Raw genomic sequence first — 23,408 nt, 5'->3', positions numbered from 1 at the left:
ATGATAACTGAAGTTAGGATCTTTGATTTAGAGTCATTCGCAACGCTATTTGATAGCGTTAATCCGATGAAAGTTTCAATTACTGATAGTCATCAAGTCATTAAATTTGCGGTTGAAAATGGCGAAAATCGCAGCGACCACGTCATTATTAATCCTATTAGTATAGGTGTCGAGTTGCTATTAACGGGTGATATTGCGGATCGTTATTCTATTATAAAGCAGCTTTATGATGAACACACATTAGTGGGAATTCAAACCAGAGTTAAAACCTATCAACCAATGTTGTTAGAAAGTTTGACCCACGATGAAGATCCCCAAAAAGTGAATGCCATCGAATTAAAACTTAAATTTACAGAATGGAAAACAATAGAGCCCGAATATAATAAAAAATCCTCTAAATCAACCAAAAAACCAAAGCAAATCTCAACAGTTAATCGTGGCAATGTCAAAAGTAAAAAATCAACACAAGCAGGAAAAAAAGAAAAATAGGAGATAGATAAAATGCAGGTTATTCCATTACAAGCTATTCCTAATCAGCGGTTTTCTGTCGAAATAGCCGGTGTTGATTGGACATTTACGCTAAAAGTCGCTAATCAAACAATGTTTTGTGATATTGAGCGAGATGGCGAAGTCCTTATTACGGGTATTCGCTTGGTTGCTAATACACCTATTATCCCTTATCGCTATTTAAACCAAGGGATTAATTTAATCTTTCTAACAGAAAATGATGCTTTACCGTGGTATGAGGAATTTACAAAAACACAATCATTAGTGTATTGGAGTGATGAAGATGGATCTTCGGCGAATAAGGGTGGGGATTGAGGTCGGTGAAAGACTTCAATGGTATGAAGGATTGCGTATATCTGCAGGAGGAAAGAAATATGCAAATCCATTACAAAACGAATGTCAAATCGCTATTACAGGGCTTAATACCGAGACAAGAGATTATTTGCTGACGGAAACAAGTCCTTATAATAAAAATAAGCAAGTTCGACGAATTTATTTAGAAGTTGGTCGAATTAACTCTGGGTTATTCTCACTTTTTATTGGCGATATTGTCAGTGCAGAAATAGATTCTCCTCCAGATGTCACCGTAACGTTATCTGCAAAAACCAGTCATCATTGTTCTGGAAAAATTATTTCCTCTAGTGGTGGCGCTATTCAAAAATTGAGTGAAATTGCGTTAGCCATTGCCAATGATTGTGGTGTGAAATTGGATTTTCAGGCGACCGATAAGAATATTGCTAATTGGTATTATTGTGGCTCTGCATTACATCAAATAGAGCGTTTACAAGAGTCGGGAAATGTTAAAGCTTTTATTGATGATGACACGTTATTCGTAAAAGATGACGATAAAGCATTAAAAAGCCGATTTCGTATTTTGAATATGAACTCAGGTATGATTGGCATTCCCAAAGCCACAGAAAGTGGATTAACGGTGAGTTATCTTATCGATAGTACCTCTGAATTAGGCGGAATGCTTCGCCTCGATAGCAAATTAAATACCTCACTAAATGGTGACTACATTATTGAACAACTTGAATTTAAAGTGGCTTCACATGATGCAGATTTCACTTATACCGCAACGTGTAAACGAGCTTAATTATGAGTAAACCCAATAATGATATTGCCAGTGTTGGTTCATTGGCAGGGGCTTTTTCGTCTGCATTTCGCCATTTAATGATGAATACCGATGATATGTTACCCGCAACCGTCATTAACTATGATGAACAAACCAATCGAGCCATGATCAAACCCTTGGTCATGATGCTAACTACGGATGATGAAAAAATCTCTCGGGCACCGGTTGCTAATATTCCCGTGTTTCGATTTGGTGGTGGCGGTTTTTTTATTAGAGCGCCAATTAAACCGGGTGACTTTGGCTGGCTAAAGGCGAGCGATCGCGACATTAGCCTTATTTTTCAACGTGGTGGTTTGGAAGATCAACCTAATACAACACGATTACATTCGTTTAGTGATGCGATGTTTTTTCCTGACACGATCAAAGGATGGGCAATTGATGGGAAGAATATTGATGCCTTAGTTATTCAATCAATGGATGGCTCAGTCTGTTTCTCTCTTCACAACGATAAAGTTGTATTAGAGGCCCCAAAATATGAAATCAATGCACCTGAAACGATATTTACTGGCAATGTGACTGTTAACGGTAATTATGCCGTAAATGGTAATAGCGATTCACAAGGTGGACTGATGCGCCATAACGGAAAAGATATCGGCTCAACACATACTCATAGTGGGGTGCAATCAGGGAAAGATAATACAGGGAGTCCAATATGAGGACATTTTCAATAAACCAGCAGAATGATTTTGCGATAGGTGCTGATGGTAACCTTCAAATTTGTGACAACGATGAAGCTGTAAAAAACGTTTGTCAGCATTTTATTAAAGCTGTACGCGGTGAAATGCTACATAAAAAAGATAAAGGAATTCCTTATTGGTCTGCAACATTTAGCCGACAAGTTGATATTCCTTTATTCGAAATGGCATTTCGACAACGTATTGCTGAAATAGAGGAAGTTGTTGCTATCACTTATTTCCATGCTTTTCTAGAAGAGGGGACATTGAAATATCAGGCAGATATACGCACGATATATGGAGGATTTACATTGAATGGCTGACTATCGTTATATTAATAATAAAGGGGTGATTGTTCCAGACACATCGATGTTACGAAATAATGTCGAAGATGAATTCCGCGCTGTATTTGGTCAATCTATTAATTTATCGCCAGAAACCCCACAAGGGGTATTGGCAACTATGGAAATTGAAAATAGAGATGCCATTGTTCGTAATAATGCCGAGCTTGCAAATCAAATAAATCCCGATATTGCTGGTGGTGTTTTTCTCGATGCAATATGGGCGTTAATGGGCGGAGAGCGTATTAATGCCACACATTCCTATTTAAGTGATGTCGAGTTTACTGGTATTCCCGGTACTATTATTCCTAAAGGCTCTCAGGCGCTCACAATAACAGGTGCTACTTTTGAAACATTATCACCATTAATTATCGCTAATAATGGGAAAATTAAAGGCGATATGCGAGCTAAAGAATATGGCCCTATTACTTGTGGCGTTGGGCAATTAAATAAAGTGGCAAGTTCTGTATTAGGATGGGAAAAAGTGAATAACTTAACCCATGCTGTTGTTGGTCGCTATGCTGAGTCAGATATAAAGGCAAGGCGTCGGCGTAAACAAACATTAGCTAAAAATACAGTCAGTGTTGCAGAAGCAATTACCTCTTCGCTATATGAATTAGAGGGCGTTAATTCTCTTTCTTTTCGTGAAAATTTTAATGATAAAGCGTTGGTTGTCGATGGGATCTCATTATTACCTCATAGCATTTATGTGTGTGTAGAAGGTGGAGATAGCCATGAAATTGCTAAATCATTATTAAGAACAAAAACAATAGGCGCTGCATTTAATGGTGATATTGAAATAAATGTAATAGAGCCAGCAAGTGGGCAAGAATATCCTATTAAGTTTTCACGTCCGAAAGAAGTGCCTGTGTTTTGCCGTGTGTCTGTAAAAAAATCCAATATTGATGCGCAAACCATTATTCCTAATGCGTTAGAGAAATGGGTTCAGGGCGAAATAGATGGAGATAATGGGCTGGTGGTTGGGCGAGAGGTTTCTCCTTTTGAAATTTCAGCAGCGATTAATGCGGTTGAGCCTCATTTATTTGTCACTAAAGTTGAGATTTCAACAGATGGGAAAAATTGGAATGTTGCATTAATTCCTATCAAACTTAATCAAATTGCCCGATTACCAAAAGGGGCGGTACAAGTGGTGATCGCATGAATATTCAAGAATTTGATTTTCATTCTGATCTACTAAAAGCGATCCTCTGGCAATATGAAAATGCAGATAAATTAAAAGCATTAGCACATTTAAAAGCCACTTACTTTAATCAATCTACGGTTTCATTTTGGCAAAACTGGTATCGAGATGTCTTTAATATTGATACAGCTAACGATTTTGGTTTATCAGTATGGTCACGTATTTTAGATGTGCCTTTAGGCATTGATATTCCTCCTAGTGATAAAAATAAGATAGGTTTTGGCTTTGGTAAAAAGAAAACCAATTTTAAGGCAAACTTTCGACGAAATGCTGATTACACGTTATCGCTAACTTTAGATCAAAAAAGAATGCTAGTGAGAATGCGTTATTTCAATCTCACTCAAAGCCCTACCGTAACCAATATTAACGAATTTCTTAAACGTTTTTTCTGGCGTGAAGATAGCAAAGTCTTTGTGCTCGACCCTTTTGATATGACGTATATGTATTACGTTTTTAATTTTAATCCAGATGAACGTTTACGTCTTTTATTAGAAAACTTCGATTTAATGCCTCGCCCTTCAGGTGTAGGTGTCAAATATCGCATCATAACCAAAAAAGCTTTTGGCTATGGTCAATATCGTAAAAACTTTCTGAAGAGTAATTTCGGAGAATAATTCCTATGACTAAAATATTTAAAACCCCCTTTGCAACACAAGGGGATAAAACAGTTGTGCCTGTTGAAACCCAACCTGATGGCTCAGTCTCTTATACACAAGGTTATGGTTATGACTATGAACGTGACCAAGTGACTGATCCGGCGGCGAAAGATATTGAACGTGAAAAAATGAATAGTTTATTTCACGATATCACCGAGTCTATTGGTGAAATGCAATTGCAGGGTTTTGCTAAGTGGTCGGAAGCGGGTAAACCTTATCCTATTCGTAGTGTGGTTTATCATAAAAACAAAGCTTGGCAGTCTAAAATCGAAAATAATAATGTTGAGCCAGTCGCAGGTAATGCATGGATTGAATTAAAAGCTGATATTAATGCAAATGATGTTGGCGCTTATTCTAAAGGTGATGCAGATAAACGCTTTCAACCAGTAGGTAAATATCAAGCTGAAGGTTATGGCTATTCAAAAGTAGAATCTGATACCAAATATCAGCCTAAAGGGAATTATGCTCCTGCTGGAAATTATGCTAATAAAGGTGAGAGCTATACCAAAGCAGAATCGGATGGTAAATATCAGCCAAAAGGAAGTTATCAACCATCAGGAAATTATGCAACTAAAGGTGAAAGCTATACTAAAGCAGAGTCTGATAGTAAATATCAGGGGAAAGGAAATTACCAAGCTGCGGGTTATAGTTACTCAAAATCTGAAGCAGATAATAAATATCAAGCTAAAGGTAGTTATGTTTCCACAACGCGTAAAGTTAATGATAAGCCATTGAGTGGTGATGTAACGGTAACATCGCAAGATATTTTTTCTAATCAGGCGATTTCAATTGGTGCAAATCAAAATTTAAACAACTATAAAACGGCGGGTATCTATTTTCAGCCAGCAAATTCTAATGCAACGGCAAATTTAAATTACCCAGAAGCGATGGCGGGGACGTTAATTGTTTTAAAAAACGCGGGTATTACTCAGCTGTATTATGTTTATAACACTAGCCGTATTTATTCTCGTAGCCAGTATGATAAAGGTAATTTTACACCTTGGGCTAAAGAGTTTAATAGCCAAAATAAACCGACCGCAGGTGATGTGGGAGCGTATTCAAAAGGTGAGTCTGATGGGAAATATCAACCGAAAGGGAATTATTTAGCATCAGGTTATAGTTATTCCAAAGGCGAATCAGATGGAAAATATCAGCCAAAAGGGAATTATCTAGCATCGGGTTATAGTTATTCCAAAGGCGAATCAGATGGAAGATACCAGCCAAAAGGGAATTATTTAGCTTCTGGTTATAGTTATTCCAAAGGTGAATCTGATGGTAAATATCAACCAAAGGGAAACTATGCATTAGTTGGTAATAGTGGAGCTAAAAATACAGCTAAAAAAGATTCTAATGGATGGTTGAAATGCGGTGATACAGGGGTTATTCAACAATGGGGTAAGGAAGAATGGTTTCATGATGGAAGTTCGCGGGACTATAAATTTCCTATTCCTTTTCCTAATGCAATTTTCGTTATTGTTGTGACAAATAATAGTGGATGGGGAAGGTTGGGAACGAGCAGACACACTAAAGAAGGGTTCACTTTGGATGGTGACACTGAAAGAGCATATTTTTCCTATATAGCCATAGGATATTAGAAATTAAACATCCAATCAGAAATAAGTAAATCACTTCTGATTAATTTATAGTGAGCTATAAATAATCTAATATAGAATGTATGTTATAACTAATTGAAACTGCAATTTAACACCATGAAAATCATTCCAGCCACACACCACCATCTTTCTGCGCTTATTGAGTTAGATACTTATGCTCAACAGGATGCTTCGCGTATTGAAGAAATTAAAGCTTGGCTATCTAGCCAAGCTGTTTATCTTCTTGAAGTGGATGCGCAGATTGTGGGTTATGGTGTTATTCATCATCACTTTTTTAATCAGCCATTTATTGAACTTGTGATGATAGATAAGAGGTATCGCCAAAAAGGTTATGGAAAATGCTTGATGACTTATTTTCAAGAAAATACACAAGGAAATAAACTATTTACATCAACCAATAAATCTAATCATGCAATGCGAAATATGCTGGCTCAGTTAGGATTTATTGAAAGTGGCTGTATTGAAAACCTTGATGAAAATGATCCTGAATTTATCTATTGTTTTATTAAGTAAAAAAGAATTTCTTATAGCGTATTAAATAAAAAACCATCTAGAAATAGATGGTTTTGAACAAAATTATTTTATCTTATTTTTATCGTTAAGCTCAATTTCGATAGGAATATAGTAATTCACGTCTTTCACTAAAGGAATTGGTTTATAAGCTAGGCTAGAAACTGGATATTCCTCTTTAAAAATATACTCTTCAATATCAGGTGATCCTTTCTTTCTGGGTATATTTAATTTTCTAAGTAAAATACCATAAATATTATAGATAATATCTTTATACTCTAATGTGAGTAATTTTTCAGGGATCGTGAATTTAAGATATTTAGCATTCTCGATATGCGCTTTATGCAAAAATTGTGCGTTATACACTTCAGGTTTATTTTCCATCATAGTTGCATATTTTATCGTTAATTCATTATTTTTCTTAGATAAAATATTATGTAAAGCATAAACCCGCTCATGTTTGTAGAGCGCATTTTGAAAAAATACCTTCCAGTACTCTTCTCGTGATTTTTCTGTACTAAAATTCCAATCGATTGCATTGGCTTTATAGGTGTGATCTATTCCCGTTAAAGAGAGAGAATCAATAGTGACGATTTCGATATCTAAATTAAAACCACTAAATTTTCTTAACGGTAATGTAAAGCCATGAGCCTGCCAATTCTCTTTTCTGCGATAATTATAGGGCGTCATATTAAACAGCTTTTTAAACGCTCTTGAGAAAGTTTGTTGCGAGTCAAAACGATATTTTAACGCAATATCAAGTAGTGGTGTTCTTTGTAAGCGTAATTCAACCGCGGCACAAGAAAGTCGTCTTGCTCGAATATAAGACGCCAATGTTAATCCTGTTTGCTCTTTAAACATGCGTTGAAGATGCCATTTGGAATATCCTGATTTCTGTGAAACATTCTCAAGTTTTAGATCTTTCTCTAAATTTTCTTCAATCCAATAGATAATATCTGTAATGACATTTTCACTAAACATATTCTAGCTCTAATTAAAAAATTATTATTGGTGATAGTAAATAATACGCGTATTCGACCAATTTACATAAGATACTGTAATGAAATTAAGTTTGATTGTAAATTTATAAAAATATTTACTCGAATATTGGGTTTTAAAATGGTGCTCTATTTTCGATAAACTGAGTGTTAATTATAACATACTGATATTACTTGATAAGGTTGTAATTGATTAAATAAAATAACGAGCAATTAGATATTCTTTTTTAGATAAAATCTAAGCTAAAAGTGTTATTTTTACAAAGTAATAAATATATTTATTCAAGAATAGAAAAGCAAATAGCTATTATTCTAATTTAATAGAATATAACTACTGTTATTAAGTTTAAATTAAAAGAATTAACTAAAAATAGAGAAGATAAGTGCCATAGGAAAGCTAAGAGGCCAAGTTAAGGCAATTAATAACGCACTTAAAAGACGCATGGCAAGACTAGGATCTTTGGTTAAAAAGAAAGTAATAATAAACGATATTACAGCCCCAATAAGGTAGCTTATTCCAATAATAGAGATAGCAGACATAACAGATCATTCAGTAAATAGACTGAAACAATTGTACTCCAAAATTGTTAAAGAAACAGAGGAATAGGGCAAACTTTTCAATAAATGTCATCACTAATGTGCAAATTTTAAACATTCATCTCACTTTTGATCTCTGGTTTCTTTTCGGTGTAATCACACAAGATAATAACAAGGTTAAAGCCGAAAAATTAAAAGTTAAAATCTAATATATTGATTTGATTGATTATTTATAACAATCTTTATTGTCATAAAATGACATTTTTTAAAAAAATAAAATAAGACGGTATAGATCTTTTTTAGTGGTTTCACTATAAAAATTAAAATTTTTAAATGCTGATTTTTAAGGCAATGTAGTGATACAGAAATAAATTTGATGTTTGTAAAATGTGCAGGCTAATTAAATTACACCATAATATCGACAGAATGTAACAAATGGCATGAATACCATTTTATACAGACTTGTAGATAAATTGGCTTATGGATGGCGCGACTTAATGGATTTAAGCGTTAGCTAGGAAGCATTTTAAATCCCCTTTAAAGATTAAAAAGGGGATTTATTTTTATGTCTATTTCGGATAGGGGTTTATAGCCGTCGCTGTATTAAAATGGTAACTTACCAAAGTAGTAACCCGTCAATGACGTTTATTTTGATGAAAATAAACGCTGTTTTGATTAATAAACAATTAGCGTGGTAGTTTTTTATGATCCCTTATCAATCAACTTTGACGTTTTGGTTTGAAGAATGCACACCAGAGCAATGGTTTAAAAAAGATACTCAGTTTGATAAAGAAATTAGCCGCAGATTTGGTGAATTATGTTTAAGTGCGAGTCGTGGCGAATTGGCATCGTGGAGAGAAACGATAGAAGGGCGTTTAGCTGAGATTATTATTCTTGACCAGTTCTCACGCAATATTTGGCGTGATACTCCTAAAGCCTTTGCTCAAGATAATATGGCATTAATCTTAGCGCAAGAAGCTATCCGGTTACCTGAATATCTGACATTAACCCCCGTTAAACGTAAGTTTATGATAATGCCATTTATGCATTCAGAATCACCTAAAATTCATCAAGATGCGGTTATATTGTTTTCTCAGCTTAATGATGAAAGTACTTATCAATATGAACTAAGACACAAAGAAATTATTGATAAATATGGTCGTTATCCTCATCGCAATGACATTTTAGGTCGAACATCTACCCCAGAAGAATTAGATTTTTTACAGCAACCTGGCTCTTCATTCTAAAAAAAATGCATACCTTTTCGGGTATGCATTTTTGTCTCTTTTCTATGACTGACTAATCAGCCATAACATCAAGATCACATGGTAATATGCCATAAATTATAAAAGGCGATACGGCCTGATAATTCAGCAATAATGACTGCGGCTGCACAAGTTGCTAGCGTCATTTTTGAAGCTTGCGCTTTTACTGCAGTAAATCCTACGATAACCACACCTAATGCTAATACAGCTAACTGGAACCCCCAAAATAGAGATTGATCAGCGCTGAGTTCTGGGCCTGTAAAGCCAAGGAAGCTAACATAACCAGAGCGAGTCGCAAAAGTAATAATGGCACCGATAATAAAGGACAATGCACCTAAACGTCTTGCACCTGTAGCCATTGCTAATACACCGCCGCCAACTAACAGCGTCATCCAAAATTGCAATGTGGTGTAATCTGTATTCCAGTTAGCAATTGTTGGAATATGATAGACTTGTGGAATTGACCAAACAAATGCTAGACCAAAAATAACGGTAAATAGGTTACAAATTTCACGTAACCCTTTCCATTTTTTCATGATAGTGAGTGCAACAGTTGCAAAAGCAAAACCTGTAAACACACCACTTAAAAATGCCTCGTTACTCATTGGAGAACGACCAACGCCTAATAGCATATTGAAAAAACGCAAAGGTTGACCAACGTGTAATCCACCAATACCTAAGCCAACTAATGTTAAAATCAGGGCTAAAATATTGGCATTACGTAGTTGGTTTTCATCAATTTGACCTAATTTTTTACTGATATAAGCAATAAGAAACAAGCCTGCTGCTGAAGAACCTAAAACAGTAAAAAAGACTAGAGGAAGTTCATGCATGGTTTATACCTCCGCCGCATTTTGAACTGAGCCGGTTTTATCACCAGAAGGTTTAGCTTCTTTGTGTGCTTTGATCACGATATTTGGATTGGTCAAGCTAGGATCTGGCATTGGTGCGATACCACATTCAGTACCGTGTTTTGCTCTGATCACTTCAATATCATCAAAATCAAGCGCACGTTGAGGACAAGACTCAACACAAACCGGTTTCATGCCTTGTGCTACACGTTCGTAGCAACCATCACACTTAGACATGAGTTTTTTCTTCTCATCGAATTGTGGCGCACCATAAGGGCAACGCAATTCGCAATAACGGCAACCAACACAAATATCTTGGTTAACAACCACTAAACCATCTTCTTCACGTTTATGCATAGCGCCAGTTGGACAACCCGCAACGCAAGTAGGGTTTGAACAATGGTTACAAGAAATGGATAAATAATAACTATAGATATTTTGTGTCCAGATCCCGTCTTGTTTTGCCCAGCTACCACCACCGTATTCATAAACACGACGGAATTTAGGGCCTAAATCTAAATCTTTTTCATCCTTGCAACTGACTTGACATGTTTTACAGCCAGTGCATTTAGTGGAGTCAAAATAAAAACCATATTGCTTCATGAGTTAACTCCTTATGCACGTTTCACTTCAACAAGGTTTGTATGTTGTGGATTTCCTTTAGCAAACGGCGATGGGTGCCAGCTTGTTAATGTATTAATACATCCACCTGTATCTACACCTGTTGTATCAAGTGAACGCCATGCACCTTGCGGTACTGCAATCACACCAGGTAATACACGATCTGTAACTTTGACGAGAATATTTAAACGACCACGTGCATTATAAATCTCAGCGATATCGCCAGATTTTAATCCGCGCTCAGCCGCATCAATTGGGTTTAACCAGAATTGATGAGGAATAGCTTCACGTAACATAGCAACGTTATAGTAACTTGAGTGAACGTGGCCTTTATCGTGGAAACCGGTCATTTGCAGAGGGAATTTCTCTTTAAGCTTAACGTTTTCTACGCCTTCTTCATTCTTACAATATTCTGGAATTGCTGGGATACGATCGCCTTCTGGTAACACCCAGCCATCAGTATCTTGCATTAGTTTTTCAGAATAAATTTCAATCTTACCTGACGCTGTTTTTAATGGATTAGCGATAGGATCTTGACGGAATGCTTCAAGTGCAACGTATTGATTACGGTTAGGTAATTTACGATCGATAATTCCTACATCATTAGTTTCTGCAAATGTAGGCAGCGCTGGGTTTTTCTCACGCATTTGATTATAGCAATATTCAATCCACTCTTCGTAAGTACGTCCTTCAGTGAATTGCTCTTTGGTACCCATTTTTTCTGCAATGTCGGTTAAGACATCATAGCAAGGGCGGTTTTCCCAAAGCGGTTTAATCGCATTTTGTAAACGGACGACATAGTGGTAAGCACCACTTGCGTAAGAGTTATTGATAAGATCGTTCGTCTCAACCGTCGTCACATCTGGCAGTAAAATATCAGCGTATTTTGCAGATGGTGTCATGTGGTTATCCCACACTAAAATAAACTCACATTTTGATTCATCTTGCAGTAAATCATGTGTTTTATTCAAATCAGCGTGTTGGTTACCAATCACGTTACTGGAATAACACCACATAAATTTAATACCCGTATCGAGTTTATCTTTATTTCTGACACCCGCATTTTTGCTAGTCAGTTGATCACCACGAGCAATTGCTTCAGACCACATAAATGTTGGGATCAATGTCTTAACTGGGTTAGGCAAAGCAAAGCTTGCAACTGGGTAAGCAACGTTACCACCCCAACAACCTGTATTTGTACCAGGGCGACCGATATGGCCAGACATTAATGGTAGCATCATAATCGCACGACATGCTTGCTCACCATTTGAAGTACGCTGGATACCCCAACCTTGAGAGATCCACGCCGCTCTTGCGCCGCCAATTTCACGCGCTAATTGGATAATACGTGCAACGGAAATACCGGTTAATTTACTCGCCCACTCAGGTGTTTTTGCAATGCCATCAGGGCCATTACCTAAAATGTAATCTTTATAAGAGCCATTTTCAGGTGCTGATGCAGGTAATGTTTGTTTATCCCAACCGACACAATATTCACGTAAGAAATCTTCATCAGTGATGCCTTCTTGGATCATCACATAGCCTAATGCAGCCACTAATGCAGCATCAGTACCCGGATAAATTGGGATCCATTCGGCGCCTAGTGTTGTTACACTGTCGGTACGACGAGGGTCGATGATGATAACTTTACTTTTGCTCTTATCTAACGCATTTAACGTTTCATAGAACTGACCACCACCAGACATACGTGTTTCAGCAAGGTTATGACCAAACATTACCACTAAGTCTGAATTCTCAATTTCTGTTAACAGTGACTCCAGCATATCGCCATAAACATAAGGCACAATACCGGTTAATTGAGAGTATGAATAAGTACCATAGTCACTTAAAAAACCACCGACAGTACTTAATAAACGTTTACATGCAGTTCTACCGTGTAAGTTTGCACCGGTAGAGCCTGTACCGTATTGGTAATAAATGGACTCATTACCGTATTTTTCGATGGTATATTTTAATTTTTCCGCGATGATTGAAGTTGCTTCATCCCAAGAAATACGCTCAAATTTACCTTCACCACGCTTACCAACACGCTTCATTGGGTATTTTAAACGATCTGGGTTATACGTTTTCCAACGTACAGAACGACCACGCAGACACGGACGAATTTGGTGAAGACCAAATGTTGAATCGTCATACATAGTTTCATTAGAAATACGACGAATAACACCATCTTTCACATGAACTTTTAATGGACAACGGCTACCACAGTTCACTAAACATGCACTGTATTTGATAGTTTCAGAAGTCTCATCAGGACGAATACCCTGGGGAGTTTGAGCATTAGCAGCGAATGGTAATGAAACCGTTCCTGCAACAGCGGCAGCACCAGAAATAACTGCTGCAGACTGAATGAATCCACGCCGACTCATTTCAGTAATAGAAGTATTATTTTTAATTTTTGACATTGACATTACCCTAACATTTTTCACAACAAGTAAAGTTGTATATATATGTTAAGTTATAACCCTTCTACCTATAATGATTTATATCAATATAAAAAATGTTAATAACGTTATATAAAAAAATAATTATTAAACAAATGGTTACAATTTCTGATTAATACCACTTTAGTGGTAAATAAAATATCAAATAAATAGGAATCAACAATCGATCGATATATAAAAAATAACATAACGATTTTTATTAATATATAGAAAAACAAGATTGTTAACATGATAACAAAATAAGAGATTAAAAATATTTGTTAATAAGAAAAGTAAAAAAGAAGAATAATTCTCCTTTTTTACTTAATACGAAAATGATTTATTGCGGATTATTTTCGGCAGGAAATCTGAGTGCTCTTACATCATTTCCAGTTGGAGATTGATGAACTCGTAAGCCAAATTGAGGCAAAATAGCAAAGATATGATCAAATATATCTGATTGAATCGCCTCGTATTGAACCCAGACAGTGGTGTTAGTAAAAGCATAAATTTCAATAGGAAGCCCATCCGAGGTAGGCGCTAATTGTCTTACCATAATCGTCATTTGCTTATGAACGTTAGGATGGTTTTTTAAATAGGCTTCAACATACGCACGGAAGGTTCCAATATTGGTCATGCCACGTTGGTTTAATGGCGTTTGACATTCATTGCTCAAAGTTGCATTGAATTGATTAATTTCGCTTTCCTTATTTTTGATATAAGGCGCTAATAAGTGAGCTTTTTCTAGATCATCAAGTTGTTTTTTATCTAAAAAGTGGATGCTATTAATATCAAGAGCAAGACTTCGCTTAATACGACGTCCTCCAGATTTTGTCATTGCTTGCCAATTTTTAAAGGAATCTGAAATCAGAGAATAAGTTGGAATAGTGGTGACAGTATTATCCCAATTACGCACTTTAACGGTTGTTAAACTAATATCAATGACAGCACCATCAGCGCCATATTTAGGCATTTCTAGCCAATCACCAAGGCTTATCATATTGTTTGCTGATAGTTGAATACCGGCGACTAATCCCATAATAGGATCTTTAAACACCAACATTAATACAGCCGTCATGGCACCTAAACCACTGAGTAAAATAAGTGGTGATTTGCCAATAAGTAGGGAAATAATCATTATCCCAATCAGTACAGAGGCGGCGAGTTTTAAGCTTTGAAAAATACCTTTTAAGGGTAATCGACCCAATGAGGATGAATTTCTCATGATCTGCATACAGAGATCCATAATAGAGAAAAGCATCAACAAGCCGAAAATTAAACACCACGCTTGGGCGCTGGTGGTGAGAATTTCTTGTGTTTTACCTGATCCCATCCACACCAGCGCTTGGATATTAACAACAACGCCTTGGATTAAAAAAGCAAAACGACTAAATAGTTTATTTATTTCTAAAGAGAGTTGCCATTTCTGATCGTACTGAGTTATTGCTTTAGAAATTCTAGGCAAGACTAACTTGTGCAAAATAAAATGGAGAATGATTGCGACAAGGAAAATAATGGCTAAAACGAGTAGGAGAGAAGCGACTTGGGCATACTCCTCATTGAATTGACGTATCCATGTAAGCAGTTGCTGCTGCATAAAATATCCTCGTAGTTAATATGGGTTGTATATTAAGAGTACAGAAATGAGAGCTTAGTTCAAGGAGGTGAATTTTTTGTTACGAAAAATACGAGAGTAAACGAGATGATAGATAAGTGTAAAGAGGGGAATAAAAGCCAGAAATAGTCTTTTGTGCGATGAGGGTGCTATTTCTGGCTTTGAACTGTATTTTATTTTTAAATCAAATAATTACAGTAAACGAGTTGATGATAATTGTACAACAACTTGGTGCAGGTGAGTAATAAAAGAAGTCATTGATTTCATATTAAGTATCCTATTAATAAAATGTGATTCATGTCACAAATATTTTCTGAGATTGATTTTAATCACATTTCCATAACAGTCAATAGCTTTATGCAAAAATATTTTAAAATTTAAATTATTTTTTATATTGAAAGTGTTTTCCAGCGATAAATTAGCGAGAATCCCATTAGGTGTTTCTTTTATCTTGTTGTTTATTAAGTGTTTATTGCTTCCATCTAACAACAATACTTAGTTGACTTTTTTCTATTGTGATTTTCACTCAAAATTTTTGCTTTAAGCTAAAAATGGAATCGGAAAAAGAAAGGAAATCACTCAATGAATATCGAAACAAAAGAAGAACGCCTGCAAAAAATCATACAAGGTGAGAAGGCTACTCAGGCTTTTCAGCCCCCTGTTTATAATACACAATCACAAGTTGTTATTGATGCTGATGTGAAGATTGAATTTAATCAGATCAAATCATCTCCAGATGAGGCTGATAACGAAGTCAAAATGAACAGAGTTATCAAATATGAGGTTATTGTCACGGGGATTAATCTGCGTTTAGCCGAATGGCGTACAAGCCCTAAAGGAATTTTAGTTTTACCTAATAATAAAGATGTCTATATTACGATAGTGGATAACAATAGAACAGAGATCTCTTTAACGGGAAATCGTAATGGTGTAGCGTCATTGCAATTGATATTAAAAGATGAAGATGATGAAAGCATCGTGTATTACGCAACGCCGATCCAAATTCGAGTTACGCCTTCAAAGCCTAATCCTAATACTGATTGTATGGCGGCTAATTGTGAGAAGTTTGATGACTTACTGACAATACGTTCAGAATCTATGCAATGGCCAAGCAAATGGGAAAGTGTGTCTAAAAGTTTTGTTGTGCATTTACAGGATAAAGAAGGAGAAGATGTTTCAAATAAAGAGGTAAAGCTCGTTTACGATACGGATAATAGTAGCTTAGAGGTTGAACCAGAAATTTATAATTCCGATGGTGAAAAAATTAATATAGGAAAAACTAATAAGTACGGTATCGCAAATTTTAAAGTGAAAATTAAGAAGAGTGAACCTAAGCAAATTGCTGTTTTTCATGCTGAATCTGAAAATAGCGAAGAGCCGGATAAACCTCTTAAATCAAGAGATTACTATGTTGAAATGACAACCGAAAAATTACCATCGCCAAAAGTTCCGGCAACGTTAAATGGTATTTTAAGCTATCACAGCGAAAATTATTGTGTGAATGCAAACCTAATTTTAGGACGCGATATTAGCGAAAGCACACAGGTTGGTTTTTATTTTAATGACCAATTAAAAATGTTGCCTTGTACTGACAAGTCAGCTGTTTCGGTAAGGCTGGAAAATCAAGCGTTAACTAATGGTATTCATTATATCTCTTTCTTTACGGTTGATATCTTCGATAATATTTGTTTCTCTCGCCGTGAGCGTATTATTGTCGATAACTCTTTAACGGGGGAGTGCAGTAAGCAAATTAAAAATATTGCACCAAAACCTTGTATAAGTGTCACTATTCCACAAATTTGTGATCGCTATTTTAACTCTGTAAATATCAGGCTTGTACCTTCATTATGTTTACAGATTAAGAACCGCGTTGCCAAAATGAATATCCAAAAAATGGTTATCATCTTTAATGGCTACTCTAAAGTAAATGGCAGTGAAAGAACGTTAGTGTATCGTTCTACACTGGAAATCTATGCTGATGATCCTCGTTTAGGGAATTTCTTGCATGATACAACGGCAAATAATGATCCTGTTAATATGGTTGAATTATTTGAGCCAGCTTTAGAAAGTATTTTAGCAGATGCGTTGCCAAATATTGAAGTCGGACAATTGGGTATTCAAGTCATGGTCTTTGAAAATACAGGTAATTGTTACCTTTGTGGGGAAAATATGTATACGGTGTCTCTACGCTTACCTTGTGCTTAATATCACTGTTTCGTATTCCATAAATTAAGAGCCACTTATGTGGCTCTTAGTCTATATAAAATCGATAAGATAATTATTACTGAATAGTCAATTAATGGGTCATTCTTTTTATTGCACTGGTTATCGATAATATTGTGATAGAACTTAAAATAAGTTGTATACCAATCAATGCCATCACTAATGCCACTGAGGCTTCAGGGCCAAAAGCAAGCAAGAAATAGGCAATCACTAAATCTAAAAATCCAATCAAGATATTAAACCAACCATAAAAATTCTCTTTGATCTGTTTAAAACCTATATTTAGGCGCAGTATCCCCGCAAAAATAAATAAAAAACCGATAAAAAAGGCGAGGCTAAGCATACCTTTTAGTGGGTCGGTGACAAAGATGTAGCCAAGCAGAAGATAAATAAAACCCGTTAATAACGTGATCAACATTGACCAACCAGAAGAGACTTGAGCATTAAAACCACCAATAAAGCTGGATATCGCACAGGCAAAAAATACAACACCAAGTAATACACTGATAACAATGCCAGAAGAAAGTGGATTAATAATACAGATAAAACCTGCAATGAAACCTAATGTGGCAATAACAGTCATTAAAGTACATTGTTTTTTAACCAGTTTCTCTGTTAGCTGAGATAAATTGTTTTTATTAATATCTAACATAGCCACCTCTTATCCTTATATTTGGTACATAAGTTAAATTATAGCAATTTCTGCTTATATAACATGACTTAATTACATAAAACTATAATTAAAAAGAGGTAGGAATGTGGAAGATCGCCTTTAAAATAGAAAACTGAAAGAGTAAGGTAGTGGATTAAGATAAATTGTTAATAAAATTTATAACGGAGGTAAAATGCCTGATATCGTGTATTTAGACAGTCACTTTGTACCTAAAGAGCAGGCTAAAATATCTGTTTTTGACCGTGGTTTTTTATTTGCAGATGCCGTTTATGAAGTTACTGCTGTTATCGATGGTCAGCTCATTGACTTTAATGGACATTTTCAACGATTGCAGCGTTCATGCAAAGAATTAGCTCTATCGCTTCCTATTACCAAAGAGCAGCTAATTGATGTTCATCATCAACTTATCGAAAAGAATAACCTTCATGAAGGGCTTATTTATTTACAAATAACACGAGGTACTGATTCCTCTCGTTTTTTTGATTTTCCGGCTTCATCTGTTCCTTCGACAATAGTTGCTTTTGTTCAGCACTCCACAGTTATTAACCATCCTAATGCAAAAAAAGGTATTTCAGTAGTGAGTGTTGAAGATATTCGCTGGCAACGTTGTGATATTAAAACCGTGGCATTATTAGCAGCATGTTTAGCAAAACACCATGCACATCAACAAGGTGCTGATGATGCTATTTTAATTAAAGATGGCTATATAACAGAAGGGAGTTCAAGTAATTTCTTTATTGTTAATCACGATAATGAAATTATTACACGGCCACTGAGTCAGAATATTTTACCCGGTATTACGCGCCAAGCGATTATTCAATTAGCGCAAGAAGAAGGGCTTAAAATAACAGAACGTCTATTTACGCTTGATGAAGCGAAAAAAGCAAAAGAAGCTTTTATTAGTTCAGCAACCACATTAATTTGGCCGGTTGTTTCAATCGATAATGAAGATATAAATCAGGGAGAAGTTGGGCATTTATCTCAACGGCTACGAGAGATCTATCTTGATAAAGCACTTAAGAAGTAATTGAATAAGCAGATATTCTTTATAAAATTACCGCACTGCGTTTCGGATTTTTATTACAGTATAGCAGTGCGGTAAACTCATCGTTTTACTATATAAATTCGTTTCACTACATTAATTTGTTTTACTATCTTAATTCTGATGTTCAATAATCATGACGGCAGTTGTGTCAGGTTCTAAAGCGCGTAATACATGAGTAACATCACCGGGATAGCAAATATAATCACCGGGTTGTAATTCTTGCTGATCATCTAAAGTGCCCACCATTGCACTACCACTGATAATAATAATATGTTCAGTGACATTCTTACTGTGGGGATCTGAAACTCTATCTTTTCCCGGCTGTGCGATTACTGTGTATATATCGCGTTTTGCACCCACTGGGCAGGAAGAAAGTAAAAAAGCATGGTAATAGGCTTTTTCTGCGCTAATTTTAAAGCCATCACCTTTACGTATTACCTTCACTTCAGGCTGTGGCGCTGAAATAAGTTGAGAAAAAGGGATGTTTAACGCAACACAAATTGCCCAAAGTGTTTCAATACTTGGATTTCCTTGTCCTGCTTCTAATTGAGATAATGTTGATTTTGCAACACCTGCTCGTCTTGCTATTTCAGCAAGTGAAAGACCCGCTTTTTTTCTTTCTCTAGCTAGTGCTTGAGAAATAATTTCAATAGGCGCACAAGGCGATGACATCATAGCTTCCTTCAAAAATCATCTTGCAAAAAAATAAATCGTTCAACATAATGAACGAATGGTTCGATAAAAAATACTATATTCTATGCAAATTAACAGTCGTCTTGATAATAACGTACTTAGAGATATTGTGCTTGTTTCATTAGCAGATGGCATCGTTGGTATCTCTTATGGTGCTTTAGCTCATACCCAAGGTTTTGATTTTTGGGTGCCATTGGTGTTATCCATTTTTGTTTTAGCGGGCGCTTCTGAATTTCTTTTTATTGGCGTTGTGGCGATGGGAGGAAGTGCAATATATGCTGCTCTTGCTGGATTAATGGTCAATGCACGACATATTCCCTTTAGTATGGCAGTAAAGGATTTACCGGGAAAAGGACTTAAATCATTATTAGGTTTTCATATATTAAATGATGAAAGTGTTGTATTTGGTTTATCTCAACGTACTGCTGAACAAAATAAATTAGCGTTTTGGGCTTGTGGGTTGGGTATTCTATTTGTTTGGCCTTTAGGAACCATGCTTGGGGTTTATTTAGGGTCATTTATTGTAGATATAAAGATGTTAGGGCTAGATGCGATGTTTCCAGCCATCATTCTCGCATTAAGTTTACCCGCATTAAAAAATAAACTAACACGCCATGCAGCAATAATAGGGAGTATTCTTGCACTCGCAACCACATTATTCCTCCCTGTTGGGATCCCCGTTTTATTATCGTTATTAGGCGTATTGTTTGTGATAAGGAAAATATAATGTCCACGGCATCTATTATTACAGGAATTATTATTCTTGCTGTTGGTACATACGCTATGCGTCTTTCCGGCATATTACTCAATAATAAAGCGGGTGTATCAGAGAGAGTGAAAGAGATCCTCTCATTATCGGCGATTGTTATTCTGTTTTCAGTGGCGATGACATCGACATTTTTTGATGGTGACCAACTTGCTGATATCTCAAAAATTATTGGGGTTGGTGTGGCGGGCATACTTACTTGGCAGAAAAAACCTTTTATTATAATTGTGCTTAGTGCCGCAATAGTGACGGCAGGTTTACGTTGGTTAATTAATCTTTGGGGATAACCCCCTTTAGCGCATCACTGTAATAAAATAAAAAGGAGGTACAATTACCTCCTTTATTGTGGAATATCAGTTATCTATTAATCGCTGTCTGATGATTTAGCCTCTAAAGGCAGAACAATAATAAAACCAATTCCTTTATTATTTAGCCCTTCAGTAACTATTAACGATGCTTGAATTTTATTAGCGAGATTTTGTGCAATAGAGAGACCTAATCCACTCCCTGTTTCGTTAGAGCCAGGAACACGGTAAAAACGTGAAAATAGAACATTGATATGTTCTTTTGCAACACCTGGGCCATTATCACGCACGATAACATGAACTCCTTCCGCGTATCGATTCTCAATAGTTACCTCAACTTGGCTACCTTTGGGGCAATATTTGATGGCATTATCAAGCAGATTATTAAATATAGAGAGTAAAGCCTGTTTATCAGTTTTAAGCGTTAAAGCGTGGCCTTCATTAAGTGATAGCTCAATATTTTTAGTAATTGCATAAGGAACACGTTGTGCTATTGCATTTCCAATAACGTTATAGATATCAAGAGATTCTATTTTTAATGGAAAATCGTCACATTCTAATCGCGCCAAATCAATTAATTGATGAGAAAGAGCCGCCGCTCTATCAAGAGATTGTTTCATATCATCAATAATTTCTTCACGCTCTTGTTGATCATCGACTAAAGAGAGCAGGTGTAATTGAGCAATAACAGCGGCTATTGGTGTTCTTAATTCATGGGCGGCATCCGCCATAAATTGTTTTTCACGAATATTAGCAGCATCAATTCTTGCCATTAATTGGTTTAATTCTTTAAAGATAGGGCGAATTTCTTTAAATTGCTGGCCCACATTAATCGGCGTTAAATTACGAGGTTTACGATTAGAGATAAGCTCTGCAGCTTGTCTTAGTGGTCGTAAACTAAAATAAGCAGTAATTAAGATTGCAAAAATAACAGTCGCAAGAATAAATAGGAAAGGAACAAAGGTGCCTTCAACAGGGTTACCAATAACATGGCCCCTATCTTCAACCGACTCACCAATAAAGACTTTTATTTTATGTTTCTCACCCCAACTAAAAGAGAGTATCCATTTTTCACCTGCCACAGATACTCTTTCTGAGGCTAATGAAAGCACTCTTGTAGGAATAGGCAACTCAGGGCGGTTAGTATAAATCAGGGTGTTATTTGCATCTAAGGCAATAAACCACGGCAGATATTGTAATTCATCATCTTCACCATTAAGCATGGCATCGATATACATACCTTGTAAGTTATGAGCAACTTCTTTAAGAACTTCTGGCTGATCAGAAACAATTTCTAAGGTATTAGCAAAACCCTCAGCAATAATTTCTTGCTGTTTATTATAAATTTTTTCGAAATCAGCAAGATAATCAAATTGTATCCAAGCTAACCAAACGCCCCAAAGCATAACTATGGAGATAATCTGAAGGACAATGGTGTAAATAAAGAAGGAGCGGATCTTCATTTAATTAGCTTCTTTTTTTAATAAATAACCCACGCCACGAACCGTGATAATGCGCTCTTTGCCTATTTTTCTCCGTAAATTATGCATATGTACTTCAAGAGAATTACTTTCAATTTTATCGTCTAAACCAAATAGACGTTGTTCCAGCTCTGATTTACGCACCACATTGTCAGTATTACGCATTAATTCATATAAGAGTTGGTATTCTTTACCTGATAATAAAAGTAATTCGTCATTTAACGTGACTTGATGGTTTGCTGGATTAAGTTGTAAATCGCCAATAGACCATATTTGTGAAGAAAAACCAGCCATTCTACGGCTAACCGCTTTTACACGAGAAATAAGTTCAGGCATAGCAAAAGGCTTTGGTAAAAAATCATCTGCACCTGAATCTAAAGTTTGTACTAAATTATCAATTTGTGTGCGGGCAGTTAAAATGATAATTGGAATTTTCTCACCACTTTTTCTAAGTGCGATCAGTTCGTCTTGCCCGTCACCATCAGGTAGACCTAAATCTAATAGCATTAAATCAAAAGGGCGCTGGCTTAATTGAACACGAGCATCCGCAAGTAATCTGACCCAACATGGTTGAAAACCTGCAATTTCAAGCCCGCGACAAAGCGCTTTACCAAGTTGTAAGTCGTCTTCAACTAATAAAATATTCATAATAATACCTACCTAAAATCGTCTTAAGAAAGTATAAGAGCCAAATAAAAATTGAGCAATATAATAAAATGTAAAGCAAGGTTTGATTAATGAACTCTTAATGTAAGATAAATTTTTATTTAATATTTTTTACTAAAAATAAATGACTAGAATTTTTAGGAGCAGATTGAGATAAGCATACTATTTATTTCATTTTTATCACGTGAAGGCATTTAATGTTAATTTTAAAGATTTATTTTAGATAGAATTAACGTAGATATCCTAATGTGAATAAAGAATATCACATACTATTATGCTAAGGTAACTTAAATACTTTATTTAAGGTTTTTTAGATTTAAAAGTAAAGTCTATTAAAAAACAATATTTAACAAATAAGGTTTTATATTTAAAATAATATAAATATAGAATGTTGATTTTATTGAGTAATATAACTATTAAATTGATGTCTTATTCTTTTATTGAAAATAAATAATTGTTTTAATATATCCCTGTTGTGCAACATTTTTATCAGATTTAAATTATTTACTCTATTCATCTATACTCTTGCAGTAAAAGTTAACGACTTGAAAGGAATTAAATTTTCAATAAAAGGAATTTACATGAAAT

General features: G+C 35.6%; 24 protein-coding genes and 1 pseudogene. 15 read left to right on the top strand and 10 right to left on the bottom strand.

Going from position 1 to position 23,408, the window contains the following annotated elements; all coding sequences use genetic code 11:
- The 10 genes and pseudogenes from EHE21_RS12130 (at nucleotide 1) to EHE21_RS12085 (ending at nucleotide 6,640) form a co-directional block, all read left to right on the top strand.
- Complete coding sequence (locus tag EHE21_RS12130) at nucleotides 1-489, top strand: phage baseplate protein (protein ID WP_194950801.1); 489 nt, start codon at nucleotides 1-3, stop codon at nucleotides 487-489.
- Nucleotides 490-501: 12 nt separating this feature from the next.
- Entirely contained in the window at nucleotides 502-822 is a 321-nt protein-coding gene (locus EHE21_RS12125; RefSeq protein ID WP_109420401.1) for a phage baseplate plug family protein, read from the top strand.
- The gene (locus EHE21_RS12120) at nucleotides 791-1,603 is read left to right on the top strand and encodes a baseplate hub protein (protein WP_194950800.1); all 813 of its coding nucleotides are present in this window, start codon (nucleotides 791-793) and stop codon (nucleotides 1,601-1,603) included. The genes EHE21_RS12125 and EHE21_RS12120 overlap by 32 nt, the downstream gene beginning before the upstream one ends.
- A gap of 2 nt (nucleotides 1,604-1,605) precedes the next feature.
- Nucleotides 1,606-2,298 (top strand): Gp138 family membrane-puncturing spike protein, encoded by a 693-nt coding sequence (locus tag EHE21_RS12115; RefSeq protein WP_088495168.1) that lies wholly within the window; start codon nucleotides 1,606-1,608, stop codon nucleotides 2,296-2,298.
- The gene (locus EHE21_RS12110) at nucleotides 2,295-2,639 is read left to right on the top strand and encodes a hypothetical protein (protein ID WP_075674204.1); all 345 of its coding nucleotides are present in this window, start codon (nucleotides 2,295-2,297) and stop codon (nucleotides 2,637-2,639) included. The genes EHE21_RS12115 and EHE21_RS12110 overlap by 4 nt, the downstream gene beginning before the upstream one ends.
- Nucleotides 2,632-3,819: a baseplate J/gp47 family protein gene (locus EHE21_RS12105; protein WP_194950799.1), complete on the top strand. Its 1,188-nt coding sequence runs from the start codon at nucleotides 2,632-2,634 to the stop codon at nucleotides 3,817-3,819. The genes EHE21_RS12110 and EHE21_RS12105 overlap by 8 nt, the downstream gene beginning before the upstream one ends.
- Nucleotides 3,816-4,472 (top strand): DUF2612 domain-containing protein, encoded by a 657-nt coding sequence (locus tag EHE21_RS12100; protein WP_102949488.1) that lies wholly within the window; start codon nucleotides 3,816-3,818, stop codon nucleotides 4,470-4,472. Before EHE21_RS12105 ends, EHE21_RS12100 begins: the two co-directional genes overlap by 4 nt.
- 5 nt (nucleotides 4,473-4,477) lie before the next feature.
- Nucleotides 4,478-4,858 (top strand): annotated as a pseudogene (locus EHE21_RS12095) (hypothetical protein); the annotation flags it as partial.
- Nucleotides 4,841-6,109 (top strand): pyocin knob domain-containing protein, encoded by a 1,269-nt coding sequence (locus EHE21_RS18930; protein ID WP_228766785.1) that lies wholly within the window; start codon nucleotides 4,841-4,843, stop codon nucleotides 6,107-6,109. The pseudogene EHE21_RS12095 and the gene EHE21_RS18930, both read left to right, overlap by 18 nt.
- A 114-nt stretch (nucleotides 6,110-6,223) precedes the next feature.
- The gene (locus EHE21_RS12085) at nucleotides 6,224-6,640 is read left to right on the top strand and encodes a GNAT family N-acetyltransferase (protein WP_194950798.1); all 417 of its coding nucleotides are present in this window, start codon (nucleotides 6,224-6,226) and stop codon (nucleotides 6,638-6,640) included.
- Nucleotides 6,641-6,703: 63 nt separating this feature from the next.
- Here the strand turns inward: EHE21_RS12085 and EHE21_RS12080 are convergent, their stop codons facing one another.
- Together EHE21_RS12080 and EHE21_RS12075 are read right to left on the bottom strand one after the other, a co-directional pair.
- Nucleotides 6,704-7,618: a helix-turn-helix domain-containing protein gene (locus EHE21_RS12080; protein ID WP_194950797.1), complete on the bottom strand. Its 915-nt coding sequence runs from the start codon at nucleotides 7,616-7,618 to the stop codon at nucleotides 6,704-6,706.
- Nucleotides 7,619-7,995: 377 nt separating this feature from the next.
- On the bottom strand, nucleotides 7,996-8,175 hold the full coding sequence (locus tag EHE21_RS12075) for a GhoT/OrtT family toxin (protein ID WP_036912664.1): 180 nt from the start codon (nucleotides 8,173-8,175) through the stop codon (nucleotides 7,996-7,998).
- 701 nt (nucleotides 8,176-8,876) lie between these two features.
- Between EHE21_RS12075 and EHE21_RS12070 the strand changes: the two genes are divergently transcribed.
- Nucleotides 8,877-9,419, top strand: a complete 543-nt coding sequence (locus EHE21_RS12070) for a DUF924 family protein (protein ID WP_194950796.1) — start codon at nucleotides 8,877-8,879, stop codon at nucleotides 9,417-9,419.
- 74 nt (nucleotides 9,420-9,493) lie between these two features.
- Here EHE21_RS12070 and EHE21_RS12065 read toward each other — a convergent pair whose 3' ends face one another.
- The 4 genes from EHE21_RS12065 to EHE21_RS12050 form a co-directional block, all read right to left on the bottom strand.
- Nucleotides 9,494-10,270, bottom strand: coding sequence for a dimethyl sulfoxide reductase anchor subunit family protein (locus tag EHE21_RS12065; protein ID WP_088495175.1), 777 nt, complete (start codon nucleotides 10,268-10,270; stop codon nucleotides 9,494-9,496).
- Between the two features lie 3 nt (nucleotides 10,271-10,273).
- Nucleotides 10,274-10,891 carry a DMSO/selenate family reductase complex B subunit gene (locus EHE21_RS12060; RefSeq protein WP_023581764.1) on the bottom strand — a complete coding sequence of 206 codons (618 nt, stop codon included), beginning with the start codon at nucleotides 10,889-10,891 and terminating at the stop codon, nucleotides 10,274-10,276.
- A gap of 11 nt (nucleotides 10,892-10,902) precedes the next feature.
- Entirely contained in the window at nucleotides 10,903-13,335 is a 2,433-nt protein-coding gene (locus tag EHE21_RS12055) for a DMSO/selenate family reductase complex A subunit (RefSeq protein ID WP_088495176.1), read from the bottom strand.
- A gap of 358 nt (nucleotides 13,336-13,693) precedes the next feature.
- Nucleotides 13,694-14,950, bottom strand: coding sequence for a mechanosensitive ion channel family protein (locus EHE21_RS12050; RefSeq protein WP_194950795.1), 1,257 nt, complete (start codon nucleotides 14,948-14,950; stop codon nucleotides 13,694-13,696).
- 600 nt (nucleotides 14,951-15,550) lie between these two features.
- Here EHE21_RS12050 and EHE21_RS12045 point away from each other — a divergent pair.
- Nucleotides 15,551-17,173, top strand: coding sequence for a hypothetical protein (locus tag EHE21_RS12045; RefSeq protein WP_194950794.1), 1,623 nt, complete (start codon nucleotides 15,551-15,553; stop codon nucleotides 17,171-17,173).
- Between the two features lie 91 nt (nucleotides 17,174-17,264).
- Here EHE21_RS12045 and EHE21_RS12040 read toward each other — a convergent pair whose 3' ends face one another.
- Nucleotides 17,265-17,843 carry an HdeD family acid-resistance protein gene (locus tag EHE21_RS12040; RefSeq protein ID WP_156733679.1) on the bottom strand — a complete coding sequence of 193 codons (579 nt, stop codon included), beginning with the start codon at nucleotides 17,841-17,843 and terminating at the stop codon, nucleotides 17,265-17,267.
- Between the two features lie 193 nt (nucleotides 17,844-18,036).
- On the opposite strand from EHE21_RS12040, the gene EHE21_RS12035 reads away from it, so the two are divergent.
- A complete protein-coding gene (locus EHE21_RS12035; protein ID WP_088495180.1) occupies nucleotides 18,037-18,891 on the top strand; it encodes a D-amino-acid transaminase in 855 nt (284 codons plus the stop codon).
- A gap of 129 nt (nucleotides 18,892-19,020) precedes the next feature.
- Here EHE21_RS12035 and EHE21_RS12030 read toward each other — a convergent pair whose 3' ends face one another.
- Complete coding sequence (locus tag EHE21_RS12030) at nucleotides 19,021-19,581, bottom strand: helix-turn-helix domain-containing protein (protein WP_088495181.1); 561 nt, start codon at nucleotides 19,579-19,581, stop codon at nucleotides 19,021-19,023.
- 85 nt (nucleotides 19,582-19,666) lie between these two features.
- Here EHE21_RS12030 and EHE21_RS12025 point away from each other — a divergent pair, with 85 nt between their 5' ends.
- Both EHE21_RS12025 and EHE21_RS12020 read left to right on the top strand, forming a co-directional pair.
- Entirely contained in the window at nucleotides 19,667-20,329 is a 663-nt protein-coding gene (locus EHE21_RS12025; protein ID WP_194950793.1) for an AzlC family ABC transporter permease, read from the top strand.
- Nucleotides 20,326-20,655 (top strand): AzlD domain-containing protein, encoded by a 330-nt coding sequence (locus EHE21_RS12020; RefSeq protein WP_088495183.1) that lies wholly within the window; start codon nucleotides 20,326-20,328, stop codon nucleotides 20,653-20,655. The genes EHE21_RS12025 and EHE21_RS12020 overlap by 4 nt, the downstream gene beginning before the upstream one ends.
- A 77-nt stretch (nucleotides 20,656-20,732) precedes the next feature.
- Here EHE21_RS12020 and EHE21_RS12015 read toward each other — a convergent pair whose 3' ends face one another.
- The gene (locus EHE21_RS12015; RefSeq protein ID WP_194950792.1) at nucleotides 20,733-22,136 is read right to left on the bottom strand and encodes an ATP-binding protein; all 1,404 of its coding nucleotides are present in this window, start codon (nucleotides 22,134-22,136) and stop codon (nucleotides 20,733-20,735) included.
- Nucleotides 22,137-22,802 (bottom strand): response regulator transcription factor, encoded by a 666-nt coding sequence (locus EHE21_RS12010; RefSeq protein WP_088495185.1) that lies wholly within the window; start codon nucleotides 22,800-22,802, stop codon nucleotides 22,137-22,139.
- Between the last annotated feature and the right edge of the window lie 606 nt (nucleotides 22,803-23,408).

This window comes from Proteus sp. GOKU, assembly GCF_015475555.1.
In the GTDB taxonomy this organism is placed as follows: Bacteria; Pseudomonadota; Gammaproteobacteria; order Enterobacterales; family Enterobacteriaceae; genus Proteus; species Proteus mirabilis_B.
This window is presented reverse-complemented; position numbering and strand designations above follow the sequence as displayed.

Bases quoted from the DNA above. Each gene is read 5' to 3' on its own strand.
- EHE21_RS12115 (WP_088495168.1), top strand. From the start codon at position 1,606: ATGAGTAAACCCAATAATGATATTGCCAGTGTTGGTTCATTGGCAGGG.
- EHE21_RS12040 (WP_156733679.1), bottom strand. From the start codon at position 17,843: ATGTTAGATATTAATAAAAACAATTTATCTCAGCTAACAGAGAAACTG.
- EHE21_RS12060 (WP_023581764.1), bottom strand. From the start codon at position 10,891: ATGAAGCAATATGGTTTTTATTTTGACTCCACTAAATGCACTGGCTGT.
- EHE21_RS12120 (WP_194950800.1), top strand. From the start codon at position 791: ATGGATCTTCGGCGAATAAGGGTGGGGATTGAGGTCGGTGAAAGACTT.
- EHE21_RS12030 (WP_088495181.1), bottom strand. From the start codon at position 19,581: ATGTCATCGCCTTGTGCGCCTATTGAAATTATTTCTCAAGCACTAGCT.
- EHE21_RS12100 (WP_102949488.1), top strand. From the start codon at position 3,816: ATGAATATTCAAGAATTTGATTTTCATTCTGATCTACTAAAAGCGATC.
- EHE21_RS12010 (WP_088495185.1), bottom strand. From the start codon at position 22,802: ATGAATATTTTATTAGTTGAAGACGACTTACAACTTGGTAAAGCGCTT.
- EHE21_RS12075 (WP_036912664.1), bottom strand. From the start codon at position 8,175: ATGTCTGCTATCTCTATTATTGGAATAAGCTACCTTATTGGGGCTGTA.
- EHE21_RS12035 (WP_088495180.1), top strand. From the start codon at position 18,037: ATGCCTGATATCGTGTATTTAGACAGTCACTTTGTACCTAAAGAGCAG.
- EHE21_RS12125 (WP_109420401.1), top strand. From the start codon at position 502: ATGCAGGTTATTCCATTACAAGCTATTCCTAATCAGCGGTTTTCTGTC.
- EHE21_RS12050 (WP_194950795.1), bottom strand. From the start codon at position 14,950: ATGCAGCAGCAACTGCTTACATGGATACGTCAATTCAATGAGGAGTAT.
- EHE21_RS12080 (WP_194950797.1), bottom strand. From the start codon at position 7,618: ATGTTTAGTGAAAATGTCATTACAGATATTATCTATTGGATTGAAGAA.
- EHE21_RS12055 (WP_088495176.1), bottom strand. From the start codon at position 13,335: ATGTCAAAAATTAAAAATAATACTTCTATTACTGAAATGAGTCGGCGT.
- EHE21_RS12130 (WP_194950801.1), top strand. From the start codon at position 1: ATGATAACTGAAGTTAGGATCTTTGATTTAGAGTCATTCGCAACGCTA.
- EHE21_RS12045 (WP_194950794.1), top strand. From the start codon at position 15,551: ATGAATATCGAAACAAAAGAAGAACGCCTGCAAAAAATCATACAAGGT.
- EHE21_RS12025 (WP_194950793.1), top strand. From the start codon at position 19,667: ATGCAAATTAACAGTCGTCTTGATAATAACGTACTTAGAGATATTGTG.
- EHE21_RS12085 (WP_194950798.1), top strand. From the start codon at position 6,224: ATGAAAATCATTCCAGCCACACACCACCATCTTTCTGCGCTTATTGAG.
- EHE21_RS12065 (WP_088495175.1), bottom strand. From the start codon at position 10,270: ATGCATGAACTTCCTCTAGTCTTTTTTACTGTTTTAGGTTCTTCAGCA.
- EHE21_RS12015 (WP_194950792.1), bottom strand. From the start codon at position 22,136: ATGAAGATCCGCTCCTTCTTTATTTACACCATTGTCCTTCAGATTATC.
- EHE21_RS12070 (WP_194950796.1), top strand. From the start codon at position 8,877: ATGATCCCTTATCAATCAACTTTGACGTTTTGGTTTGAAGAATGCACA.
- EHE21_RS12110 (WP_075674204.1), top strand. From the start codon at position 2,295: ATGAGGACATTTTCAATAAACCAGCAGAATGATTTTGCGATAGGTGCT.
- EHE21_RS12105 (WP_194950799.1), top strand. From the start codon at position 2,632: ATGGCTGACTATCGTTATATTAATAATAAAGGGGTGATTGTTCCAGAC.